The sequence below is a fragment of the Leptospira mayottensis 200901116 genome (assembly GCF_000306675.2).
Taxonomy (GTDB): Bacteria; Spirochaetota; Leptospiria; order Leptospirales; family Leptospiraceae; genus Leptospira; species Leptospira mayottensis.
In genome coordinates, this window is sequence record NZ_CP024871.1 from 788,689 (window position 1) to 815,445 (window position 26,757).

The window sequence follows — 26,757 nt, forward strand, 5'->3', positions numbered from 1 at the left end:
CTTTAAATGACGTCTAACGTTTTAGGGTTGATTTCAAGGCGGGAGAATTGACTTGAAATAAAAAATAGATTTTGCCTTGGATCGAATCGGAGGACTTTACGATTCTACCTTTGGACTCCACTAATTCTTTGATAACTGCTTTATCCGAGGGGCGAAACTTGTCCCCTTTTTCCGCAATGAGAAGATTGATTGCCCTTTTACGTGCCTGGTCTTGAGCGATATCCGAATTTCCTTCCAAAGAAGAAACGACTACTTGAAAGGTATCCGAGTTTAAAAACCCTTCTGTCGCTTTAATGAATTCATCCTCGTTGGATTCGACCATCTTTGGGGGATGTACGTTTTCTATTTTTGAAGAAGGAGCGGATGAACACCGAACCGTTAGCAAAAATAATACGACGACTAAGGAAAGTTGAATCGATTTCATGGAACCTCTTCTTTGGAGATAGGTTTTAATCCTTTAGATATGACGTTCGAGTACAGATCTTTCTGAATATTTCTATAAATAAAAGTACAATTTGAGGCATCGGTATAATCTTCTCGAAAAAGAAACAGGGAATTTAAAAACCAAGCGAATGCCCCTCTGTAAACCAAAATATCCTGGGTCAAAAGTTTCTCTTTTTCTTTGTCTTTTTCTACCGCTTTCGGATCGGAAGGAGTCGGCGTAGTCGTGGTCGAACTCTGATTTGTGTTTGTCTGTTGGTTGGTTCCTGAAGATCCTCCGGACACGGCGATACTTCCCGGAGTGGTGGAAACCGAAGTTGTATTTGTAATCTGACCGGGGAGAGGAAGAGGTAAACTGCTCGTTAAATCGGGAGGGAGTGCTCCGTTGAAAGTGCGTTCGTTTTCCCGGATCTCTGTGAGAAGAATGGAGACCGCAATTTCGTCCCGTTTTGTTTCTGCGATTTTCCTACATTGGTTTCTGAGTTCCCGAATTCCCGCGTCTTTTACGGGAAGAGGAACCTTGACTAAGATCTGAAAGAATTCTCTGGAAATAAAACCGGTATCTCGAACGTTTTCCAAAACTTTTTCTCTGTATTCCGGATCTGCGGGAACACAAACGAAGTGGAAACATAGAATCGACAAAAATAAAAAACAGATCCGCCGCATGAGACAAACGTTTTCGAATCAACTTGAAAAGGAAGCAGGATTTTTCCGGGAACTTTCTGGACACCAGGTCCTAAAGGGGAAAGTCTGTAAGCTATGTGTTTCATAAAACCGATCCTTAGACTTTTCATGATCTATGTCCTTCTTTTGAGCGGTTCTCTGTATGCGGACGCCGCGATTTTTTCCGAACTTAAGAAATCCTTAGAAGAAAAAACCAGAACGTTTCAGATGGATAACGGACTGAGAGTCCTCATGATGAAACGGGAGGATTCTCCCACTATTGCCATTTATACAAAATTTTTAGTAGGTTCCGCGGATGAAACTCCCGAGATCTCGGGTACGGCGCATCTCTTAGAACACATGCTTTTTAAGGGAACGAAGAATATCGGGACCACGAACTACGAAAAAGAAAAACTGTATCTGGAACAAATCGCGGTTTGGGGAAAACGATTGGATTCTCTTCGCATTCAAGAACTGGAAATGAAATCCAGAGGAGAAGAACCGTCTGCGGAATTTAAGGATCAGATCGACGTTTTGAGTAAAAGATTTTCTGCGCTTCTGGAACTTCATCGTAAATTTGTAATATCGAACGAAGACAATTATATCTATTCCAGAAACGGAGGAGTGGGATTCAACGCGTATACTTCGAACGACGTTACCAACTATCAGATTCTTCTTCCCGCAAATCGTCTGGAAATTTGGGCTAAACTCGAATCGGATCGATTGAAAAATCCCATATTCAGAGAATATTATACGGAAAGAGACGTGGTTCTGGAAGAAAGAAGAATGCGCGTCGAAAACAGAGGAATGGGAATCTTAAGGGAAAAATATTTGGACGCTGCTTTTCCGGAAGGTCATCCGTATCGAATGCCTGTGATCGGTTACGAGAAGAATTTGGGATTTTTGGATTTGGAAAATACTCAAATGTTTTTTAAGAATTACTATGATCCTCAAAGAATGGTGATTGCCGTTGTGGGTTCTTTGGATTTCGAGAAAACCGAAAAAATTCTTCGCAACTATTTCGGAGATTTGAAAAAAGGAAATACTCCGATCTCAAAAAAAGCGACCGAAGCCGGATGGACCGGACCGAAGTTCGTATCTGTGGTTCATTCGAGCGCTCCTTCTAAAATCATCGGCTTTCATAAACCCTCTTTTCCTCATCCGGACGACGCAGTGTTTAGCGTGATCGATACTCTGCTTGCGGAAGGAGAATCCGGAAGACTTTTCAAAAAGTTGGTTTTAGAGGAGCAGGTCGCTCAAGGAGTGTATTGCTGGAACGGAGACCCGGGCGATAGACTTTCCAATTTGTTTTCAATCTACATCACCAACAATCAAAATACGGATCAAAAGAAAGTGGAGAGTCTCGTTCAAGGAGAACTAGACCGGTTGAAAACGGAACTAATCACTTCGGAAGTGTTATTTAAAATCAAAAATCAGATCTTAGGCGAATATCTGCGTGCCTTGGACGATAACGGCAAATTGGCGGATGTTCTTTCCCTTTATCAATTGTTATACGGAGATTGGAAGGAACTTTTAAGGGGTTACGAAGAATTGGATACTGTGACTCCGGAAGATGTGCGGAGGGTCGCAAAAAAATATTTCGTACCCGAAAACAGAACGATCGCGGAACTGAATCCGCCCGTAAAAGAAACAAAAGAGATCGGAAACTAAGATGGAAAACTTCGAAAAAACTATGATCCATAAAACATACAGTTTGCAGCGTGTTCCAAAACATAATGCTTTTTATGAGAACTCATCTTTCGTTTTGCAAATTAACGAGAAATCGAATTCGGTCAAATCCGTTCTGAAAGCGAGAACTTCGTATATGAAAATATTCTACTATTCTGTTCTTCTTTGGATTGTTAGTGTAACTTCCATATCCGCCGCTCCTGGGGATTTTGTAAAAAATGTCAAAATCCCTTCGTTAAGTTTTGAGTTTCCGGAGGTTCAAGTATTCCCTTCGGGAAAAGGGACCGAAGTTTATTTTTTACCGGGGGGAGAATTCCCTCTCAGGAACTTGGAGATTCATATCTACGCGGGAGTATTGTCGAATCCGGATCTTCCTCCCGAAGTTCCGGAGCTGTTTGTCCAAGCATGGAAACACGGAGGGATTTCGTCCGCGCCGGGAAGTAAATTTATAGAAACTTTAGAAGGTTATGGCGCTAAGATCGACACGGATGTGAATTCCGAAAAAATCGTATTCACGATTTCTTATCTTTCCCGGTTTGAAAAGGAAATTATTCCTTTAATCGGGGAATTTATCGCAACTCCATTGTTAAGCGAAGAAGGGTTTTCGATCGCTAAGTTGAACTTAGAGGAGACGATCAAAAGAAGAAACGACAAGATTCCGGATATTGCCTATCGTAAAACCGCCGAGCTCGTCTACAAGGGAACGGTTCTCGGCAAAAGCACCCAGTTGGATTCTCTCGCTAAAATCCAGACAAAAGACATTAGGGAATACTTCGATAAAACCGTATCAACTTCGAGAAGAATCGTTTTACTCACGGGAGATCTTCAAAGAAAAGAAGCGGAACTTCTGGTCACTTCCTTGTTGCCTCCGAGAGATTCTGTCCGAGCGGTATCGTCGGTTCAGCTGAACACAAAAATTCTCAAAAAGAATTTGGATTCTCTTCCTTTTCAAATTCTAGGTGTGGATAAGGATGCGACTCAAAGTATCGTGATGATGGCGGGGATTCTACCTGCGCACAGGGATTCGGATTTTTACGCGATTCAACTCGTTAACTACATCATCGGAGGCGGGGGTTTTAGTTCTTATTTTATGCAGAGGATCCGTTCCGATCGGGGACTTGCGTACTCTTCCAACAGTTCCGCGTATTTCGAAAAGGATTATGGGATCGTCTACTTTACGACTCAAACGAAAACTTCCACGACCAAGGAGGTTTACGATCTGATGCGGGAAATTCTAAGCGAACAAACAATCTCTAAAATCACGGAAGAAGAATTGGAATCCGCAAAACAATCCATCGTCAATCGTTTCATCTTTCAATTTGCGGATAAGATGGGAATTCTGCACAACTTTCTTCGGTTTAAAGAACACGATATGCCCGCCGACTATCTAAAAATGTACCGGGGTAAAATCCAAGCGGTCACATTAGACGATCTCAAACGGGTCGGTAAAAAATTCTTCGTGAGTTCTTCCGTAAAGACGATTTTGACAGGACCGAAAGACATTACGAAAGGATGGGATGAAACCGTGAGACACATCGCTCCGGAAGAAAGGATCCCTTAGTGTATTGTAAGTTTCAACACAAACAGTATCAATTCGAAGGAATATCGGAGGGAGGTATCCGCACTTCCCTTTATCTTCCTTCCTTGAGTTTGATGTTCGATATAGGAGCCCAGAATCCCAATCGGATTCACCTTGATACTTTGTTATTGACTCATTCTCATCTGGATCATTCTTGCGCTTTGCCGTATTACATTTCTCAGAGGTCTTTGAGAAAATTAAAACCGCCTAAGATTTTCGTTCCCGCCGCTTTGGAAGAACCTATGAGAAGGATTTTAGATCTTTATTCCGAAATTGAGGATTTTTCTTATTTGTACGATATGAAAGCGGCAAATCCCGGAGATAAGATCGATTTGGATCAACAGCATTTTTTTTCTCCTCATAAAACCTTCCATAGGGTTCCTTCTCAAGGGTATACCTTATATCAGAGAAGGAAAAAATTAAAAAAGGAATTTCAATCCCTTCCCCAGGAGGAATTGAATCTCGCTTTAAAGCAAAAGAAGGAAGTTTCCGAGCCAAGTGAATTTCCGGTAATCAGTTTTTCGGGAGATACGAAAATTGAATACGTATTGGAACACGAAGACGTGGCAAGTTCGAGTATTCTATTTATTGAATGTACTTATATCGACAAGGAACGAAACGTCACTCAAGCCAGGGAATGGGGCCATATTCATCTGGACGAAATTATAGGAAATCTTTCCTCTTTTCGAAACGAAAAGATCGTTCTCATCCATTTTTCAAAACGTTATTCGATTTCGTACATTCGAGAAGTTTTGGACAAAAGAATCCCGAAAGAAGAACGACATAGATTTCATCCGTTTCTGCCATGAGCAAGGGGAGTCCTCCCGGAAAATACGGAACCTCGATTTTTCTTAACGGTCTGGAAGAAAGGATCGATTCTGAGTTAGTTGCTCGTCCCGTCGATATTCTCTTGCAAATGGAGGAAGATGCGGCCGCACTCGGTGTTCCCGTTTTGACCCCGGCTTCGGGGGCCGTTCTACGTTTTCTTGTGGAGTGCGAACAGCCGGAGGAAATTCTTGAACTCGGAACCGGATACGGAGTTTCCCTTTTTTGGATGGCTTCCGGTTTAAATAGAATCGCTAAGATCATCTCCTTGGAGAGGGAGATCGATTATATCGCGCGCGTTCGTTCTTATTTAGAAAAACATCCTTTTAGTGATTTGGATATTCATCTTTTAAAGGTTCATTGCCTCCAATATCTTAAGGAAGCGAGCGAGAATCCACACGCGAAATGGTTCGGCAAATTTGTGTTTGTGGATTGTGATAAGGTCTTATATCCGGAAATTTTTCGGATTCTCAAACAAGTAAGACCGGACACGGCGGTATTTGATAACGTTCTTTGGCACGGCAGAATTTTCGATCCTTCAAGACAGGCTCCTTCTGACAAAGCGGTGCGGGAATTTTGGGACGAAGTCAAAAGTTCGAATCTTCCTTATACTCTTTTTCCGGTCGGAGACGGGTTGCTTCGAATTCGATTTCGTGAATCCTTCGAAGGGCACAAGACCTTATAGCCCCGAAAAGAATTCAAGCGTTGCTTGCTTTTTAGGGACTGCTCGGGTAACTGAACACTTTGTTTCTATTGTGTTCAATTGGACGCACATTGGGGAAGGCGATTTGAATTTTAAGGGCTCCTTGCAGGACGGACGAATCCGTTTGTTCGTTTTAAGTGTAGGGCAGAAAGCGACAAAATACTAGTTGCGTTTTAAGACGCTGTGCTATACTTCCGTGCAGGAGATTTGCATGTCATTTAAAAGTTTCCAGATTTTAGTTTTATTTTTTTCCGTATTTTCAGTTTCGGCTCAATCGAACGTATCCAAGGACGAAGACAAAGGAAGCGAGCTCGCAAGCGCGACTAACGATCCGAAGTATCAGGGAGATTATTTAGAAGAATTTCATTACGCGAGAACTTTGGATTCCATAAAGGAGAGAGTAAAAAACGATATTCATGCGCTCGTAACCGTAACGAAAAATTTCGGTTCCAGCGTTCAAGGTTCGAACGAAGATCTGAACTCGATCTGGAAACAATACAACGATGCTCTTCATTACTATTACAGAAGACAATACGTGATCGCGGGAAGAAAGATGCGGGAAACTTCGGAAAGTATGGACAAACTTTACAATAAGTTTTCGGATCAGTATAATAAAAGGACGGATCAACTTTTGGGGGAATGCGCGGATACGATCGTAAGTGTGGAACAGACTCAGAACGGATCGGTTCAGTCGTCTTCCGCTCGTAGTAGAGAAGTTTCGGCAAATCATCATAAACTTCAGATCGCTTATTATCAGATGATCCAAGCGGATCGAATGCGCAAGGATTCAAGATATAAGGATTCTCTCATGCACTTTCGTCTTGCAAAGGAATACGGGATCTCGATTTTGAGTAAGCTCAAACCGGAGGAAGAAAGTAAGAATATCCGCGAAAAATATAAGATAGATCTGAGCGACAATCGGAATTTGGTATATTCTGAAGGCTCGAACGGCAAAGAATCTCAGAAGAAATAGTGGGTGTTTTCTGATCCGTTGTTTTATTCTCCTCCACGTTTTGCTTTTGGGATCGGTTCTTTTGGCCGGTCCCGAAGATCGAGGGACGCCAAATTCAAAAACCACTCGCCCGTTATCTCCTCTTAAAACTTTTAAAGTAGTAATCGATCCCGGGCACGGAGGTCTGGACCTTAAACCCAAAGAGGATCACGGAGACAAATACGATCCTATCTCGGACAAGTATTTGGAACTCTACAAGGCAGGAGCGTCTTTCAAGGAAAAAAAAGAGAAAACAATTGTATTAGAACTTTCTAAAGAACTCAAGGAAGTTTTGGATCTTACGAAAACCGAAGAAGGATTCAAAATCTTCCGATCCTATATGAAGTTATTTACGAGCGACGATATCCCTTGGATCCGAATCGATTCCGTTATGACTCGTAATGAAAATGCCGAAGAAAGAGAATATTCTTCGAACGAGGATCCGAACGCTCCGTTCCGTCTGTTCGATTATCCGGATAAAAAAACGAAAAAGGTCCAGCAAGGAAGAATTTCGTTTATCAACAGGGAGAAACCGAACTTGGTCGTTTCCCTTCATCTCAATCCAAGTTACAAGGAACATCCGGGCGGGATGGCGGCGGTGCTTACGCCTTCTTACAGAACTTTTTACATATTAAAAGGAATCGGAGAAGGTAGGTTTGAAAAGGAGAAGTTCGAACGTTCTCCTTGGAGTGAGTGGATGGTTTTTAAAAGCGGTTGGTCCAAATTAGAAAACGCGATCGCGGACGCTTGGATTTACTTTCACGGATATTGGCCGAATCAAAGCGGTAAAAAAACGGATCTATCTGCATTCGAAGGTTATCGTCAAAACATGATTCATTGGAAATATAAGGATGTCCCAGGTTGGGAAGAGCTCGCCAAACTCGGCGGAAAAGGGCCTTATTCTAAAAGTCATAAGGATTTTATCGCGGAAGGAAAATTTTGGGAAAGAGAAAAGTCTCAACCTGAGCTTTGGAGAAGAGAAGATGGTAGAGAAGGTTTCGGCGGGGATAATCATTACGCTTCTGCGGAATTGATGAGATTTGTTCAATACGGCCTTCGAAAAAGAAAGACCGAAGGAAAACCCGGTCCGATCAATAAACCGTATCTCTCCACCTATGCTTTACCGACTTTTATCAATGCGATTTCCGCTTATTTGGAAATCGGTTATATCGACAAGGAAAAAGATATGATCTTAATGACGAAGTATAAAAAGGATGTCGCGATTTCGCTCGCGGCCGGTATCTATTCTTTGGTTCATGGGCTCAAGATTAAAAAACAAAATTATCCTTATATTCCGGTTGGTAAAAAAATAAATTGGAAACGTTACGAAACAAGAAAAGAAGGAAATTATTTTCAGATCGTAAGCGAGTAACCTTCCAAAGTCTAAATTAACAAAGACTTGAGCTGGCATATAGAGGAGAATATAAAAAGATCAAGATTTCGGAACTAAAAATAAAGAAATGAAACGAATGAACACATGCAGTGGGATCCACACCAACGGTAGAAAGCCGGGTCCGGAAAACCGGAGTTTCGTTTAAAAAAGTAAAATGATAAGATGAGAACTTCACTGGAAAAACCGGCAAACGAAAATCCCAAATGAACCCTTAGAAATTCAATCGTTCCATTCCCACGGAAAAATTCGTAGAAACACCCATCAAATATAACAACGCTTTTGTGAAAAATTTCGAACTCTGCCTTTTATGGAAGAATGGTAGGTTAGAAGAATTCCCAAATGGAATTGACCGAGAAAAATGATAGCTCAAGGATAACGGATGACCGAAGTGAACAATCCTCACGATCGATTGATTCGAGAAACCTTTCAGGACAAAAAAGAAGCGGCTACTTTTTTCAAAAACACGTTAGCGCCGGAAGTGGTCAAACTACTCGACTTGGAAAACTTGGAATTGACCGAATCGAGCTTTATATCCGAGGAATTAAAACAAGAACAAACAGATCTGCTGTTTCAAATCCCTCTCAAGTCCGGAAACAAGTCGAACGTCTATTTACTTTTCGAACACAAAAGTTATTTAGAAAACACCATCTATATTCAATTATTAGGATATTTAACGGAAATCTATCGAAACCAACAAAGAAATGGAGAGAAGCTATCGGTTGTAATTCCATTCGTGTTCTATCACGGAGAAAAAGAATGGAAATTGGGAGATCGATTTTTGGACCAGTTCGTATTAACAAAACAAGAAACGGAAATTCTGAAGGACTTTATTCCTGATTTTAAAATAGACTTATTCGATCTAAAAGAAGTAGAGTTGAAGAAGAAGTTGGAAAGCATTACTTTTCAAGTCACTTTGGGAGTGGTTCAAAAAATCCGGGAAGGGGATTTGGAATTTGTTTCTCACTTACCGGGGTTATTTTCGCTATTATTAGGAATAGAGGAAGAATCGAAAAGGGTTGCAATCTTACGGAAACTGTTGTTGTATATTTATTGGGCCCGTGATTTAAAACCTACGGAACTCAAAAGAGTTTTGGAAAGATCAAAATTAGAACAATATGAGGAACTAACAGTGACTACAGCGGAGAGACTCATTTCAGAAGGCATACAACAAGGAATGCAGCAAGGAATCGAAAAGGGTAAATTGGAAGATGCCGGTAAAATGCTAAAGAAAGGGATTGATCTAAAGACCGTTTTAGAAATTACAGGACTCTCCGAAAAAACCCTGAAAGAAAATGGAATTCTTTAAAGTCGACTTCTATCCAACTATTTGAGTGGGCTTGACTTTCCGTTTTCTACTCATCCGACATACCTAAAAACTTCTGCATAGTTATTTATCAAAAATTTCAAAACGAAACTCTTCTTTGTTTTGTACTATTGGATTCGAGAGTCCGATGAATATCCGGAAGAGATTGGGAGAAAATAATGGATACAATCACGGAATTGCAACGAATCGAATCAGAGTTAAAATATCTACGTGACTACCTCCCTGTGATAACCAAGGCAGAGATCAACGAAGCCTATTTATGGCGCAAAATCCAAACTGATTGAATTTGCCGCTGCGAACGAACGTGACGGATATTAGAGTGTTACCAATATGCCAGAACATGCAATGAACAAATGTTAATAATGTGACTTAAGATACGTATGAGAAAGTTACCTCTTGCATCACAGTAGAACCCATTTTAAAAGAATCATCCATTGGCCTCGTTGAACTTCGCTCCAACTCTATTTTTTAAGCTTATTTGGATTGATAGATTGCCATGGTTTTATAATATTCGTATATTCTGTTAATTTTAGATGTTTATACGACGTTAAATGATTATGAGTTGTCTGCCATAAGGAAATCACATGCTAATAGATAAAGTCATTATACATTGGGTTCCACAAAGTGATTCGAAACAAAGAATCAAACTTTCCGAAAGTTTTTCTGAGGTAATCAATCCTGAATTTTGGAAGGAAAAGATAGAGGAAGCCCAAGAAAAGAAAAATTTTTCACCTATTGAGTTCATTGGCGGCAAACCTGGCCTTATTGGCGAAAAAGTGCGTTTTATCAAAGGTGAAAAACGACAAGATAAAATAATCAGCATATCGCACGAAATTGCTGAATTTTTATATTCAAAGCAGAACAGAAAAAATATTTCTGATGGCTTTTTAATCATCATTAAAGGTAAAAACGATTACGAGAACGAATACGTTTGTCTCTTAAAGTTAGAAGGGATGAGAGGCTCAGAAGCCAAATTTGATGATTCGCGAAAATCTTATAATCTTAATGATTTGGAAAACATTCTACTAACTCAAAAAACTAAAGTATTCAAATTAGCAATGTTCGTTTTTAATGGACATTCTTTTATAGAATCATACGCGATGGATGATCAAGTTAATTCCGATGAGATAGCTACATTCTGGTTAACTAATTTTCTCCAGGCAAAGAACGTTGAATCACCTATAGAACTGACTAAACAATTTATTAACTTTGTGAGCAAATTTGCCTCACAAAGTCGATTGAATGTAGGACAATCTATTGATCTTTTATCGGGTTTGCACGCTGAACTTATTAGCAATCGGAAAACAATTAAACTGTCTGACTTCGCTTCAGAGTATGTTCCTCCGACTTTACTTGAAGACTTTAACAACGAAGCTCAGAAAAATAAAGTTCCGTTATATCCAATTAAGAAAGAATTTAGTGATTTAACGAAGAAAAAATCAGGAGTTAGGAAGTTTATTCTAGAAGAAGGGATAATCGTTACTGTTCCCCAGCAATTAATTATTGATAAACAACTAGCCTGGATTGAGTCAAAAGGTCAAAATAGAATTCTAAAAATCATTGCAAAAATAATTAAAGAAAGATAATTCTTACGGCGCTTAACTTCGTCTCCTCGCTCCGTTCGGGATCGCTAATGCGAAACTGCCAAAAACGTAATCTTAAAAACTTGTCCCAAAACTTGGAATCGTAAGAACTCCGACAAGAGTGCACGAACAATAAAATCTGTTCGAAAGCCCGTAAATTATCAAAGAGCTATGATCCGTGGGAACTCCTACGTTTCGCTTTATTACGAGCTTTTGGAGCCGATTTCTTTTCTCAGGTTTTGGGACAAGTTCTAAAGGAAAATCGTAAAAAGATTTTATTAGTTTGGGATAATCTATCCGCCGATAAAAGGTAAAGCCGTAAATATTCTTTACGAGAACATACAAAGCGGCTTTAAGTTGAATTTTTACCTCCTTATGCACCTGAGTTAAATCCCCAAAAATATATCTTGCGTCGTTGGAAAAGAAACGACATGGCGAATTTTTGTCCGGTTAATTTGAGTTCCTTGTTTAATAGAACCAAATACACTTTAAAAAAATTGAAATATAGAGGGTGTCAGCGCTCCTGTGTAAATGACGTTTCTCAAAACGAATCAAGATTCACTCGACCCCAGAAAATGATGGAAAACTGATTCATTGTTTTCCTCCGATTTTAAATCGACATGATCCATAACGCTGTAAACTCAATACGCTCTTGAACAAGCCGTCTTTTTTACAACAATGTTCAGTTGACTTCATCGGCATTTAGCCCTTTTTATTCCTCATTTCGTTCATCCGCAGTTTGATTTCTGTAAACTTGATTTTAGGATTTTACACGTTTGGCTTTCGCTTCCCTACGCTGTAATCGCTTTGCATTTGTTACACCGAACTCATGTTTGTTAAATTCTCGCAGTAGTCCCTCCGACAAAACGGCCATTCCGACGTAATTGGCGGTTTGATTCTTTTTAGCTGCCGTAACTTTTGCCCATTTTCTCTTAAATAGGAAGGGCACCGGCCAAAAAGAAAACTCAAGCTACGTTGCTCGATATGGGTTGCCAACATAGCAAGATTTCCTAAGGAGGCCACCTAACGCCTAAAAAAACATCGTTACAGAACAAAATTTTGTTGAATTGTGAAGTATATTTCTTTATATATCACCGCAGGGCAAACCGATGCAGTTACATATAAAAGAATTTCGGCTATTAGTATTGAGTTTAACCCTTGTATTGGTTGTTCCTTTAATTTTCTTTTTTGATTCCGAACCGAAGGAGCCCCGTTCATTTTCGACAGAGCTACGGGTCATTCGCGCAGACTTTGAGTTTGAAAAAAACGTTTTCTCGATTTCTTTAGATGAGAATGAAGTTTCCGTTTTGAACCCGGAAGAACCGAGCCGGAGCAGTGGTTTTGTTTTAAATCGTGGAGTTTCCACAAGTAAATTAGAAGATTTGAATATAGAGTTTTTGAATTCGAGCGTATCGGATTCAAAGTCCCTACCGAAAGAGGGATTTCCACTTAGAAAAACTTCAAAGAAAAAAGAGAAGTTTTTCGCAGAGATTTCTGATTTGGTCTTGGATCCTCTGGATCCCGTTTTTGTATATTTGTCGGAAGATAAACTTTTAACTCTCCAGTTTGATTTTTTTCTAACTGTGACTTTGAATGCTGCTCGCCAATTGAATCAACTTTTGACACCGCCTGTTGCGTTTTCGAGCATTCGCAAAATGAACAATGGCTGGTTCGGTTCGACCTTATTTGATTTGGCCGTTACTTTTCGTAGCGGGGAAAATCGCAAACTCAAGTCCTGCCAATCTGTTGTTTCGCTATTTCGAATGAACCGAATCGATTTTGATTTCACTTCGGTAAATCTAAAACGATTGGAACGATCTTTTGTATCTTTTAAGTTTCACCGCTATTTCGCATTACTCTTTTCTTTTCCCCCGAATTTCCCTGAAGGACAAACCGAATCATGTTAAATACCGACCCATCCCGCACTTCTCAATCCTTAAAGTCCGCCTCCTTCCTAAATACCTTTCGAGAGAAATTGTTCGCACGAAAGGACCCTGTTTTAGAAATCGATCTCAATCCATCCATTTGTGATGAGTTTCCTTACAAGGAAGAAACGCCGAAATACGATTCGAGTTTTTCTTCTCATACATTTAGAAAGTGGAATGGACTTTTTTCGGAAAGTAGTTCCCGCACTTTGTTTTTACGGCTTGAATCTCTGGTTCAAAAACTCAAACGACAAACCACGGAAACAGAACGATTTGTTCGAATGGATTTGCGTTTGGAGATGAGGAACTTGAACGAGAAAGACTCAAGAGGAACGATCGTAAAGAAAATTGCACAAAAAAATTACGAGAACTCTTCGTTCCAATTTGGTTCGGATTCGAAGGTGTTCCCAGATCAAAGAATCCGTCAAAATATCGGAAAAAAAACCAAAACGACAAAAACTCAAGACGGAAGAGAAAATCATCCTCGTGACGAAAGAAGGGTGGAAAAAAGGCCTTCGATATGGGAGATGATGACACTTTTGGATGGATTGGAATTACTGCGAGGCAAAATTCGTGTGTCGTCTGACGTGGTTTTGACCGGAGTTAAGAATAGCGGAAGCCGACTTCGAGGGGAATTTAGAGGTTTTGAATCTTTAGAAACGTCGCACGAGCTTCGTTTAACATCGAAAAGATGGACGAAGAGGGTGGCGCTTCCTTTGATTTTTGTATTTTTGTTCGAGTTTGCGTTTTTGCCTGTTTTTGAATCGCGGAGTTTATTTGCGGATCCTTTCGATCAAAATTTTGAAAACAAAAATAAGGCCAAGGGAAGACTGGAATCGTATTACAACGCGGCGGAAAAAACTTCGGACGCTTTGGAATGGCAGTCGATTATCGAAAGTGGGAAACGAATCCTGAAGGCTCAGTGGGAAGCGAATGCGAGTCTTGAGATCGAAAAGGAACTGAAAGGCTTTTCGGGGACGTCTTCTGCGAAAGAAGAATTCAGGATCCAACTGGAAAATCAAAAACAAACGATCGCGGTCGAATGGGAAGCGGAACTTTCGGAGGAGATTTTAGAAAAGAGAGGATCTTGGAAAGCGAACTTCAAGAAACAGAATTTCGAATCGTATTTTACGGTTGATAAAAAGAAAGAGATTCGGGACGCACTTGAGAACTTAGTGAAGGCGGCGGACGCGGCTAAAAACGCGACCACAGGAGACGGGACCGCTCGTTTGTCAGCCTGGGACAATGCGATCAATGCGGGGATTTCGGGAGTCCGCGCTCTTTGGGAAAACAATATTGTTTCGATCAAAAACGGCATATTAACTTCTTCGAGTGCGACCGGGCTTACCGGAGTGGAAAAGGTGGAATTCGATAAGAAGTTAGACGAAATCGAATCCTATTACAAAAACTACTTTCACTTGGAAGAAAACGGAGTTAAACTTCCCGCAAGACAGGGCCTCATTCAATCGCTCAACCGAGACATGGACATAGCGATTGCTCAGGAAGAAGATCCGACCCAACTTACCGAATTACTCATCGAAAAAACGAAACAACAACTAGATCCCGCAACGGGTCAGCTTTTGAATTCTTTGGACGATCTTGCGACGATTCCTACGAGCTACGACGACGTTTCGGGTTCAAACGCCCAGGAAAAAATCTTACAAGCTCTACAGGACGGACAGGCTCTTTGGGACCAAGCGATTGAAAGGTTGGTCGTGAAAAAACTGGAATACGACCGAGTTGCAGAGGACAAACGGGTTCGCAACGAAGACAAGTGGTCTAGAGCATACTATGTTCTTTTGGATGCAAAAGCGAAATGGAACGAGGAAATTAATAAACAGATCGAAGAAGGATTAAAAAAATGGGACGAGTCTGAAGTTAGACTTAAAGAGAACAAACAAAAAGCATTACAAGAATTGAATCAATACCTTTCGATCAGCCAGGAACAATACGTTTCCCACTTAAACGGCCTGCAAGGAACAATTCTTTCCAGCGCGGACACGATCGGTTCAATCGTATCAAACATCGCTTGGTACCAGGATCAGATCGACAAAGAAAATAGAAAGACCTCTCCGAATACGAACCTCATCGGTACGTATCAGCAAGAGATTAACAAATGGAGTACTCTTAGAAATCAGTTCCGGCAATACGTGGCTTCGGTTCAGAACAAAATCCACGACGAAGATATACTCGGAAACAACGGAGGTTCGGGGGTTTTAGACAATAACGGAAATTCCTCGGATCCGTATCTCTACAGCTCGGCCGAATTTGAATACCGTCTCGCAAAAGCGGAACTTGACGAACTCGAAAAGAAAAAAAACAGAGCACAGGCGGTCTGGGACTACGCGGAAGCAAACGTAAACGTGAGCAACATGCCCGCACTTCAAACGGAGCTAAACGTCGCAAAAACCGCATACGAAACGCAACAATCGGCGTATTTGGCCCTTCTTCAACAATTGAACGGAACGAGTCCCGTCGGCGGAGGCACACAAGGAACGGATCCAAACTCAAGCAGCGGTTCCGGAAGTTCGACCCCACCGGCGAACACCTCTTTGTCGGAGCTTGAAGCTGCTAAAAAGTTAGCGGAGGAAAAAAGTATCGCTCTGACTACGGCTCAGGCGGAGTTGGAGCTGGCTCGGAAACGTTTTGAGCAAGCAAAACAACTTCAGATTTTAGTAATGAACTCTTCTCCTGAGTTTTTGGGGGACATCGGTTCCGTGAATATGGGAACATACGATCCGAATGCGCCTAACGGAGGTATCAAATACGAAATCTACCAAGCGGATCTTCAGATTTCGGAAGCGAGGGAAAAGCTCAAAGACAACGAAAAGGTGTATTTTTCCAAAAACTATGATCAATCAAACGCAAAACGCACCGAGGATTTTTTCGGCGATCTTTGGAACCGGATTCAATCTTTTGAATCGAGTAAGGAAAAACTCAAACTATTGGAGGACGCGGTTTCCAGTCCCGGTCAGACTCTCGTTCAAAAAGTGAATTTGCTTTTGAATCCTGCAAATTTGGTTTTGGTTTCCGTTTTCGGTAACCAGGGTGCAGCCCAAGTAAAATCGCAGCTACAGGGACTTGTAGAGGCACTTTCCAAAACCGTAAAAGACAACGAAAACGGGAACGTGGAAAAACCAAAACTCCCCTTTGCCGTGGAAAAATTCTCTTCGAGTTTGGATCCGATCCTCACCCATTCCGACGAATTGCTCTCTCAGTTTGACAATACGGATAAGGGCAACTTGAACGAGTTTACGACTCGTATGGGAAATATTTCCTCTTACTTAAATTCGTTTACGACGAACTACAATTTAAATCCCGATTATTTAGAGATTGAAGACTTCAACGTTTGGAACACCGCTCTTTCGAATTCTTTGTCTAAGTGGAACGAGAACGTAACTGCGTTTCAAACAGCCAAGACGGATTTTTCGAGCGCACTTTCGACTTACAAAGCGTATGCGACCTCCCACGTTGGAAGCGAGGACAGTCTTGAATACCAATTGGAAGTCCAAAAAGTTACGACCGCTTTCGGTACATATCAGGAAAAAACTTCTTCCCTAGAAGAATACTGGGACGACCTTTCCACTCGTATTGGGCATTTAAGATTAGAGGCTTTGGATAGACTTCAAAAAGCGAGAACGATGGTGGACATGTCCACTTTGGATTTGGCTACTAGAAAAACTCTCAAAGCGCAAATCGATACTTTCAAATCTACTTTTAGTAAAAAAGATTCTTCCGGGAACGATCTACCCGATGACGTCACTTCTCTTTTGACTGGTACGGATTCCAAGTTTTCATCGGTGGCGGATTCTTTTTCGACTTATTCTTCCCGTTATTCGTATTACAGAAATACGATCGATGAAAGGAGCGCGATTTTTGGAGGGATGAGCGGTATTTTGATCCAGGCTTTGGAAGGCCAAAGGGCGTCGGTTACCGCACAGAAGGCGCAACTTGGGTTTTTACTCGACGAAGACGCTGGGATTGAGGAACTCCAAGACACGGTAAGCGGTGTGGAAGAGACCGCCAAAACGGAGGCGGCGAAACTCGACGCGAGAGTGGCTGAAATTCTTTTGTTGAAGTTGGGGAATTTAGGCTCGGATTCTTCTGTGAGAAAATTTGATCCTATCTATTTAGGACTCACGAACGAAATCAATTCTCTCTATTCTACTTTTTCTGGTTCTTCGGATGAAATACTTGAGATCCGCGCGAGAAAAATCGCCTTGGACTACATTAAGAACGCGGGTCAATCTTTGACCCAGATTTTTGCAGACGATGGCGAATATGCAAAATTTCAAATAGACTTGAATCAAATGAAGGACCGATCTCAGGCTACTCTTTCCTTTTACGAAGACGATCACGGTTATTTGGATGAGTCCGACAGGATTTCTCTTAGGATGTCGGAGGACGAAAACGATTTAAGAAAGGTGAGTGAATATTTCAGTTTCGGAAGTACCTTTCTTTTCGGGAATGCAGTGATACAAGGAACTTCCGCTTGGTTAAACTTGGCTGGAGGAATGCGTAGCTTTTCGGAAGGTGTGAAAGCTGGCACAATTTTAAGTGGTCTTCGTGACGACTACTTTTCAGAGCAGGAATCGGAAGCGAATGGTCTTTTTGGGGAGTTGACCGAGGCGGCGGGGATTGGGAGTTATTCCTCGGTTGATTTTTACAAGGATTCGATCCGCAGTCAGACAGGTGTTGATCAGTTGGATACGGCCAAAATCAATCAGAAAAAAGCGGAACTTGCGGCTTTGATTGCGGGGATGTCTGATCCACAAGCGCAGTTGTCTCAACTGATTCAGTCCGGGAATTTGACTTCGGTGTTTGGTTTACTGACCGGAACGGGCGTCAAACAGGACTTAGTCGCTTGGCAGAAGGAGATAGATGACGCGAAGGCATTGTTTCAGACTTTGGATGGAAACATCCAAGCTCCGATGACGAACCTTACGACCCAGTTTGATTCTCTTCTGAATTTTTTCAACACTCCCGCCCTTGCCCAAATGCAATCCTATGCCGACGGAGTGTTGAATTCGGTGGAGGCTTTAAAAGGTTTGGAGGATTCGAGTCTTCCGATTTATGATCCGATCGAGGACGTTGACGGTAATTTTCCCTACGAGAAAGCCCCGGACCAGGAGGGGATGCGGTTGGTTCCACCAATTGGACTCCGACGTATGTGGATGTAAATGGGAAACTTCCTTGGCAGACTGGATACGACTCCGCACACTTAAAAATATCGATTGCCTGGACTCCCACATACAGAGACGCAAACGGCAAGATTCCGGGTCAATCGGGTTACAATTCGAATAACTTAAAAATATTAGGATATACGAAACCGTTTGAGAATTTAGACACAGAGGATTTGAAAACGATGAGGGACTCTTTGAAGTCCGCGCTTCTGGATTGGAACGGAGTCAAATCGGACGCGCAAACCAAACTGAACGTTTACAAAACGAGCGTGAACGAACTTCTTGCCTTTAGGGCCTTACACCCGGCCGATTTTGCGGACGCAGAAGGTGGCAAATATCTGACTTTGGTCGAGAAGGTTAGAACGGACGGACTGGCGCTAACCGGAGCTCATTCGGAAACGATCGCCTACTTTAACGGGGTTTCTTTGAAGTTTCAGGATTTAAAATCGGAACAGGAATATTTGACTCGAACGGCCAAACAGATTTTAGGTCTACCCGTAAACAAAATCTTAGTGCCTGAAAAGGCAGTGCAGTTCACTTTCCCGCCCGTCGATCCTCCTGAACCTTTGGAACTTCCTCTTGGCAGTGCATTACGATTTGATATTGTAAGTTCGAATCCTGGGAATTATTACAAGGTGCTTTCTTCCCAGAGAAACATAGTGCAGCAAATTACATTGTTGGAATATTCGAAATACAAGGAAGTGGGTCCGTTTGGCGACTACGGATCCTCGGGTGTTTCGTTCTTTTTGGGGAACTTAGGGAATGCGAACAATCAGTTGCAGGCGTCTGCCCAATCGTTTTCACAAAACGCCAACGCGTGGGCGAGTTCGCTTCAAAACAAAAATGTTCCTTTAAACGGACTTTCAAGCAGGCTGAATTCCTTAAACGACCGAATCGTTTATTATACCGCGGGTTCCGGCCCGAACCAGATCGGTCAGAGTGATCTAGTCCAGGTTGTAGCAAATTTGAGAACTTTTCTTCTCCAGAAAAGTTTGGACGGAGTGGAGTTTAATCCCGCTTTAAAGGCTATGGTGGAAGCGGCGGGTGCGTTTACGGACGAAATTGAAAACATCCAGTATCTGCAGTCGTATCCGAGTCCGGACAAAAACGTAGCAAAAGCCAATTTAACGGCGGCTAAAGAAGCGCAAAAAACTCTCAGTGAAATTTCCCAGTTGGCGGTTGAGCTCGGTAATTTCTTAAGTTCGGGTGCCGTGTATTCCAACTTGGGTATGGTTCAGAGTTTGTTAGAAAAGTATGATATTTTAAAGAACAAACCGATGGACCAGGCAAAGTTTGAAACTCAGTTTAAATCCACATTGGGGAACGCTTACTGGCAGGGAGCTTTTCAAGTTTATCAGGACAAACTGTCCGAGGCGCAGGCTTTTTTCTCGCAACAGACTCAGGAAAAAATTGACCAACTGAGAGAAAACAGTTGGGAGGTGTTCAAACGGAATTTGGCGAACGCGTATTTGTCGCAACGCGTTGGAAATCCGATTTTGTCCGAGTTTTTAACGGAACTCAAAGAAGGAAAATTCAGTGTCCTTGGGCAAAATCAAGGGGTGGTAGAGATTGATTCCAAGTTTTTGGGAAAGGCAATGACCGACTCTGAAATTTTGGAAGTGGGGGAATACCTGAAACCATTCGATGATATGGCGATGGTTCAAAGACAAGGACTCATTTCCGATTTGAATACTTTTTTGAAAGACTATGATCCGGAACTTAAAGAGGAGATGAAAACCTTTTCTCTTGTAAATCAGTATTCTTTGATCAAAAACGCAATCGCACAAGGAAATGTATATCCAGACCGGGAACTTCCTCCCGAGTTGAAGAACTTTACACTTATTAGTACATTTGAATATTATCTTTCCAATACGAAAGAAGAGATAACGGTAACGGAAAATGGCCAGCCGGTTAAAAAGATGGTCAAAAAGTATGATCCGTCGAGCGCAGATTCCAGAAGAGCGGCGATGAGCGACTTTTTACTGAAACTCGGCCCCGTGCACAAAAAAGATGCAAACGGGACGCTCGTTTTAGATCCGGAAAGACAGGCACAGATCGAGTCTTTGACGAACGAGTATTTGGCAAACTATGGCAGTAAAAATCCATCTAGCTATTTAGATTCTCAAATTTTAAAGAACTTTGAGGCCAGAGCCGCCTATTACGAAGAAAAAGAACTTAGGATTTCCCAAAATGCGAACCTTCCCGCGGACCAGAAAAAAGAAGAGCTGAGTTACGACGATCTGGAAGCTCTTACGACTTGGCTTGTGGAAGCGAAATTTGATCCGAGTACACAGACGGCAGTGGCAGAAACTGCCCGGATGGACTTTCTCTTGTCGCATTATTACGGTGAGGATACGGAGGACTTGAGCGCCCAGGACCTGCAAAAAAATCCGGAACTTGCCGCATTTTACGGTGAAGGTGGTAAGGGATATTTTTCGGAGATGGATACGTATTTTTCAAGTCAAGGCAAGACGGTCCTAACGATCGAAGAGAAGGATCGGTTTAGACTCCTAAGTAGCGGGGTGACGGACGCTTGGGGGCTTTGGCAGTATGATCCGTCGAGCCTCGTCCAAAGACAAGCCGCTTTACAAAATTTCGGTTACGCAAACGATTACGAGGACTTAGTCGAGTCTTTGAACTTGGAAGCCAAACGACTGAAAGTTGAATTAACAAAAGCGGATCAAAATATTCGTAAAGAGAAGTATGTAAACGATTACAGAAATGGACTCATCCATTTTGACAGTTATCTTTCGTATTTAGGAGTTCCCACAGACAACATTGCCACAGACGTAACCACAAACGAAAGTTTGGCGATCCAGGGAAGATTGAGGGAGCTTGAGATTAACGCAGAACAAAAGTTAGGTGGACTGTTTAACTTACTGGAAAACCACAAAAGTGCGGTGTTTGACGAGACTCCTCTGGAAGACGCATTGCCGGGGGATGCGATCCAAACCAAAGCCGACTTAAATCCGGGCCTTAGAACTGCGGCGAAGGTGATGAGTTCCGCATATACTTTAAGCGACAACATCCTCCAAAAAGATGCGAGCGGAAATTATTCCTTTGACGGTGACTTTACCAATCTCAAAGGAAGACTGGACCAGGCCTTAAACGTAGTCAGCGCGGGCTCGGTGGACTACGACAAATATGCAGGAGCTATTGCAAATCAAGGCGGACTGATTTCCACGCTCAAAAATACGATCGAGACGGCGGGACAGAGTTATGTACTTTTAAAAGCACAACTTGCGAGCGGAGTAAATCCTGCGGCGGAGCTGACTGCAGCGACGAACGCGTTTAACGCAGCCAATGCGAGCATAGAAGGGCCGACTGGACTTAAAAAACAATACGAAGACGCACAAGCTTTGGTGACACAAAAACAAAACGAATATATAGCCAAAGAAACCCAGGTAAGCAACGCCTACAACACGATGCTCGACGCTCAGGATACATTTAACGAAAAAGCGGCTCTTTATGACTATGCGACTTTATTAGAATATTCTAAACATAACGTATACCAGGCGGAAAACAATAACGCACCTGAGTCAGAGAATGGTATTCCTGCGGGGTATATAGACACACCCAAGAAGATGGCGGAAGCAAGATACAAAGCAGCCAAAGAAGAATACGACGCCAAAGCCAAGGAAGTGGAACTTCTCCAGAAAAAAATGGCCTCTCAAATCGGAACGGGCGATTTGAGCGCATACGTCCAAAATGAAAGGGCAGAAACCGAGAAGTGGGCGCTGCTTGCGGTCAAATACAATACGGCGGAAACTTTACTCAGACAAAAGGTGGCGGATTTAAAGAGACAAATCGGAGTTCAACAGGCAAATTTAGACCAACAATTGGACAGGTTGTATGGAATTGCTCCGCCTAACAACAAACAATCGGTCGGAATGATGGACACAATCGAAGGATCTTTAGACTTCGGGGGTTCCAGATATTTAAAAACAGAACAGTGGACGAGGGACAGAGACAGAATCGCAGAAGGAATTATCAGCGGCAGGATCACAACGATGGACGTAATGACTGCGTATCAATGGGATTACGGCCAGGGGATAACTCCGGATATGCAACCTTACAACTTGGCTTCCTTTTTAGGAAAATGGGGAAGCACACTTGGTAACGAAAGCTACCAATCGCTTCCTCAAAGAGCAAATACTCATATGAATTCGATCTTGTTTCCGGCGCCTGAAACGAGAGGATACCGCTATGGATCCGGAAGTTCGGGAGCCGGGTATGAACAGTCGTATGGGCAAGCGCTTGTAAACCAAACGATGGTGCAGGTGTTTTTCCTAAACCAATTGGATTTGGTATGTATGGGATTTTGTATGCTCACGATGGCGTATGTGAACGAAATCAACACATACAATTCGAATCGGGGTCAAGTCAGTGATGCGGTGAGTGCCATTGGCGCCCAAGGTGCGGCGCTGAAGAACTTGTATGGCCAACTGCAAGAATTAACGGACGTGGATGATACAAACCAACTTTTAAGCGTACTTGGAAGACCTGAGTTTGGATTGAGTTCCCAAGACTTAGAAATGATCCAGAAAACAAATCCAGGAAGCAACAGCTTAAAAGACATTGTCTGGAAGGCGAATCCTACAACTCCGAATCCATTGTCGTTTAACGATTTAGTAGGAAGCGACGGTTTAAGACTGGCTGGGCAAAAAGCGATCCACGACCAATACGGAAACTATGTAAGAAATGGAGAATATACTGCGGGAGGAACAACAGCCACCGCGGAAAAGACCGACCAATACGGAAGACAAACGGCACTGATGGTAGGGGCGGATGAATTTTTAGACGCGATGGGAGTACTGGCAGAAGCGCAATACCAAGTAGCAAGAGATGCATACTACAACAAAGCCGAAAACTATACCAAACAAATCGGGTTGGAAGAGAAAATAGCGGTGAAAGTGGACGGGAAGGTAGTGCTGGAAGAAAGAGAACAATTTACCTCGAACTTACTAAAAAAGATCACCCAAACAACGAACGGAGAAACGATTGCATACAACGTAGAGACGAACATTTACAGAACGGTCCTCAATGATTATATGGGAGAAAGCGGAGTTGTATCTCAGATTTTTAACGCAGAGTTGCAACAAAGAGCGGGAGAACAAAAGTTACAGTGGAATTTGAAAGAACAAGAATTCTACGATTTAAAGAGCGATTGGATCCAGAACATATCGTATTTGAAACAAACGGGAACAAAAAGATGGGAAAACATGGTGCAGGAGTTCCAAGGAAAATGGAAAGACTGGAGAAACGACTTTAAAGCCCAACACGAAGCAAACCAAAAGATTTACTTAGACCGAATCGAAAGCACATTGGAAAAGAAAGAGACTTGGACCCAAAGTTTCCTCCAGAAGAGCAATGACCAAGCGGACGAGTTGACGATGAAAGAGATGTATGATTCGATTTCAGGAATTGTAACCTCGATGCAGGAGAATCTGCCTGCTGGAGTGAGTATGAACGTGAATGTAAACGATATACTCTCAAGCATTCTTTCTAAAAAGCCGGGAAGTATTTCCGCAAGCCTTATTGAGAGAGCGTCGTCTATTGATACGAACTTCTTTTTAAACGAAGTGAAGAAATACAACTTCAATGATAGCGGATTAAAAGAACAATTTAAAGGATTGTTAAACGAAACGAACAAACTGAGTCAAAACCTAATTATTCTGCAAACATTAGAGTCACTTAGGAATTTACCGGAAGTGTTTGCGAAGACGATCAAAGAGCAGAACGAATCGGTGGACGATCAACTGAACCAAACGATGGCGTATGGAGGCTTTGCGCGATTGGGGGCAGCGTATGTAAGGACGATCAAAACGGCAAGCGGAGGGGACGAGGTTCAAACCCTGGGAACGTATCAGAATTACAATTACAATCCTCCGACAGTATTTCCGGAAGTCAAAGATTCGAATGGGAAGAGTTGGGATCTTGGAAAGCCGGAGTTGTTAATTGATCATGAGAATGTTCCGAGTGCAAATGACCTAACGGTGATGGTCCGACTTGCGAAGAACAAGATGAGTGCGGAGTTTAAGAAAGTATTTAATCCTGAGAAACAACACAACTACGAAGCGGAGAAGGGACTTTTTGATCCGAGCGAGGTTGAAGCTTCTTTCAATGATTATTTAGAAGGAGTGAGGAATGGTGACAGTGTATCTTGTATGGGTAAGTCAGCAGAACAATGCGCTCAGTCTGCGATGAACTCTGGATTTCTTGTGGGAGAAGTATCCGACGGAAGTTTTGGAGAAGCGCAGTTTTCCCAATTTTATGTAATCCTGAAAACAAAGAAGGAAATGGACAAGAGAAAGGGCAAGATGGATGCGGCCCGGCACAGAAAGTCGGGAGGAATGGGAAGATTTTACAATCAGCTGGGAGCGATGGGAGAAGGATCCGTAGAGTTAGCGAAAGGAATAGGGAATGCAGTGATCTCTGGCGTGAAAGCAAGCTTGAAAGCGACTACAGACTTTAACGGTGCGAAGAAAGACCTGAGAGAAGCTGGCAAACAAAGTGAAAGAGCGCTGCAAGGTGCGTTGTATGCAATGTCGGGAACCATGGACTTTGCACTGTTTGCAGCAGAGACAGTATTGGAACCGTTTGTGACCCTACTAACCCTTGGCATGGGTAACGAAACGATGAATGGTACGTTTGCGGAAGGGAACTACGAATTAGCCAAGTTCAGAGATTCGAACAAAGCACAACGACATGTGAATGAACTTGGAATGCGCACGGGAGCGGAGATGTATGCAAACGATGCGGTGCTTGACAAAGTAGTGACTACTACATTAGCCGTAACTGGAATCGTGGGTGCGATCCTTACGTTTACTCCGTTTGCTCCGATCGGAGTTAGCCTGATGGCAGTATCTGCAATTGGAACTACGGGTTGGAAATCGTTTCGAGGAGCCTACGAAGGTGGTTCGGCCGGAATGCTTGCGGGAGTTGCATCAGGAATTGCAAACTCTGCCTTGGACTATACCACGGAAGGAGTGGTAGGAGTGAACCTGAGTTACAGTTACGCAAACGGTTTTGGAGCTGGTGTGAGTATTGGTACGGACAACAAGACGAAGTTAGGCGGTAGTATTGGTTTAAACTACAATTCTAAGAGCGGATCTTGGGGAGCCACTGCGGGTTTAAAAGTAGGTCTTGGTGGAACGGATAGCCAAGGTAACTTTTCGAACTGGGCTGAAGCCGGTGTCCATGTGAATAACATAGGTCGTGAGAATCAATCGCAAGGAGTGAGTGCAAACATCCGAGGTCAATACAACGAAAAGAATGGTTTGTATGGCAGCTTGGGTCTTAGTTATGATACGAAAGCTGGTTACGGTGCTTCGATTGGTCTTACGTCTCAGCTTGGTCCTATGAGCGTAACTCCCTCTTGGACGGTTTCGGAATACGGTGGTTTGAGTAGCGATGTTCAATACGGTTTTGATCGTAATCTTTTTAACAAGACAAACAATCCGGATCACGCTTCTGCAAATCGTAATTTGTTAAGCGACATTTTTGACGGGATGAGTGGTTTGGCGAGCGGGTTTGGCCGTGGTGCTAAGTCCGCTTGGGACAACGTGTTTGGTGGTGGGGATCTTTTTGCGAGAACTTCTACGAATGGCAATATTTACAGGCAACCAGACGGATCGCTGACGGATAGCAATGGAAATCGATTTGTGTTGGATGGAAATGAAAATCTAATACCAGAAGATGAAAATCTTATTCTTGTGGGTAAAACTGGTAAGAAAAATGGCAAGTATGATTCAAACTCAAAAACAAGATATCTTGATCGTCAATCTAATATAGCGGGACAATTGGAAAACGAATCACAAGGATATATTAAACAAGCGTTAACTAAGTTTCTTGGTGAACTTTCTAATGAAACAACGAATGCGGAATCAATCAAATACCAGAAGAAAATTTCGGGTATGATTAAGAGTGGAGAATTTGATAAGGCAATTCTAAGTCCAATCGACGATTCTGAAGACTTTGATGGTCAGATGAGTGATCTAAATGAAGCTAAAAATCAAGTTAGAGATCAATATAATGAGCGGTATAACAATCTCAACTTACCGTTAGGAGACAAAGGTGCTTTTTCAGATATAACGAACTTTATTTATAATCTCTTGGGTAAGTCTTCCGGTAACAAAAGAGAGCTAACAATGAATGGACTTGAATCTGGTATGGAAACGAGTATGGATGCGAAAACTAGACATGAGCGTAGAGCGAATTTAGAAAAGCTTGCCGAATCTACGGCTGAAGGTGCTTTTAGTGGTGATATTGGAGCGGCTATGAAAAGCTATGATTGGAAGAATAAAGATGGTGCATGGATGAACGGTAGCGGTCAATGGGATCCTACAAATCAACAATCGAGAGCTCTTACGTCCCCGCTTTCAAATTATGAAAAACTCTTTGTATTACAAATGTATGTTTTACGAAAACAAGAGTTGAATAGAATGTATTAAACATT

The 26,757-nt window shown here is 42.3% G+C and carries 13 protein-coding genes and 1 pseudogene; 12 read left to right on the forward strand and 2 right to left on the reverse strand.

The window, feature by feature from the left end; genetic code table 11:
* Positions 1 to 13: 13 nt before the first annotated feature.
* Together LEP1GSC190_RS03635 and LEP1GSC190_RS03640 are read right to left on the reverse strand one after the other, a co-directional pair.
* Entirely contained in the window at positions 14 to 424 is a 411-nt protein-coding gene (locus LEP1GSC190_RS03635; protein ID WP_002761582.1) for a lipoprotein, read from the reverse strand.
* On the reverse strand, positions 421 to 1,107 hold the full coding sequence (locus LEP1GSC190_RS03640) for a hypothetical protein (RefSeq protein ID WP_002761643.1): 687 nt from the start codon (positions 1,105 to 1,107) through the stop codon (positions 421 to 423). The genes LEP1GSC190_RS03635 and LEP1GSC190_RS03640 overlap by 4 nt, the downstream gene beginning before the upstream one ends.
* Positions 1,108 to 1,200: 93 nt before the next feature.
* Here LEP1GSC190_RS03640 and LEP1GSC190_RS03645 point away from each other — a divergent pair, with 93 nt between their 5' ends.
* The 12 genes and pseudogenes from LEP1GSC190_RS03645 (at position 1,201) to LEP1GSC190_RS20105 (ending at position 26,752) form a co-directional block, all read left to right on the forward strand.
* Complete coding sequence (locus LEP1GSC190_RS03645; protein WP_002761568.1) at positions 1,201 to 2,775, forward strand: M16 family metallopeptidase; 1,575 nt, start codon at positions 1,201 to 1,203, stop codon at positions 2,773 to 2,775.
* Between the two features lies 1 nt (position 2,776).
* Complete coding sequence (locus tag LEP1GSC190_RS03650) at positions 2,777 to 4,354, forward strand: M16 family metallopeptidase (RefSeq protein ID WP_002761423.1); 1,578 nt, start codon at positions 2,777 to 2,779, stop codon at positions 4,352 to 4,354.
* On the forward strand, positions 4,354 to 5,181 hold the full coding sequence (locus LEP1GSC190_RS03655) for an MBL fold metallo-hydrolase (protein WP_002761598.1): 828 nt from the start codon (positions 4,354 to 4,356) through the stop codon (positions 5,179 to 5,181). The genes LEP1GSC190_RS03650 and LEP1GSC190_RS03655 overlap by 1 nt, the downstream gene beginning before the upstream one ends.
* Positions 5,178 to 5,882 (forward strand): O-methyltransferase, encoded by a 705-nt coding sequence (locus LEP1GSC190_RS03660; protein WP_004281206.1) that lies wholly within the window; start codon positions 5,178 to 5,180, stop codon positions 5,880 to 5,882. Before LEP1GSC190_RS03655 ends, LEP1GSC190_RS03660 begins: the two co-directional genes overlap by 4 nt.
* 229 nt (positions 5,883 to 6,111) lie before the next feature.
* On the forward strand, positions 6,112 to 6,873 hold the full coding sequence (locus tag LEP1GSC190_RS03665) for a hypothetical protein (protein ID WP_004281086.1): 762 nt from the start codon (positions 6,112 to 6,114) through the stop codon (positions 6,871 to 6,873).
* Between the two features lie 10 nt (positions 6,874 to 6,883).
* Positions 6,884 to 8,263 (forward strand): N-acetylmuramoyl-L-alanine amidase, encoded by a 1,380-nt coding sequence (locus LEP1GSC190_RS03670; protein WP_036048526.1) that lies wholly within the window; start codon positions 6,884 to 6,886, stop codon positions 8,261 to 8,263.
* Positions 8,264 to 8,663: 400 nt separating this feature from the next.
* Entirely contained in the window at positions 8,664 to 9,590 is a 927-nt protein-coding gene (locus LEP1GSC190_RS03680; protein ID WP_004281142.1) for an Rpn family recombination-promoting nuclease/putative transposase, read from the forward strand.
* Between the two features lie 602 nt (positions 9,591 to 10,192).
* Positions 10,193 to 11,194, forward strand: a complete 1,002-nt coding sequence (locus tag LEP1GSC190_RS03685; protein WP_002761625.1) for a nucleoid-associated protein — start codon at positions 10,193 to 10,195, stop codon at positions 11,192 to 11,194.
* 236 nt (positions 11,195 to 11,430) lie between these two features.
* A pseudogene (locus LEP1GSC190_RS20095) lies at positions 11,431 to 11,781 on the forward strand (transposase); the annotation flags it as partial.
* A 555-nt stretch (positions 11,782 to 12,336) separates the two neighbouring features.
* Complete coding sequence (locus LEP1GSC190_RS03695; protein ID WP_004281208.1) at positions 12,337 to 13,098, forward strand: hypothetical protein; 762 nt, start codon at positions 12,337 to 12,339, stop codon at positions 13,096 to 13,098.
* Complete coding sequence (locus LEP1GSC190_RS20100; RefSeq protein WP_004281047.1) at positions 13,092 to 18,296, forward strand: GumC domain-containing protein; 5,205 nt, start codon at positions 13,092 to 13,094, stop codon at positions 18,294 to 18,296. Before LEP1GSC190_RS03695 ends, LEP1GSC190_RS20100 begins: the two co-directional genes overlap by 7 nt.
* Before the next feature lie 272 nt (positions 18,297 to 18,568).
* Entirely contained in the window at positions 18,569 to 26,752 is an 8,184-nt protein-coding gene (locus tag LEP1GSC190_RS20105; protein ID WP_237578357.1) for a hypothetical protein, read from the forward strand.
* The last annotated feature ends 5 nt before the right edge of the window (positions 26,753 to 26,757 follow it).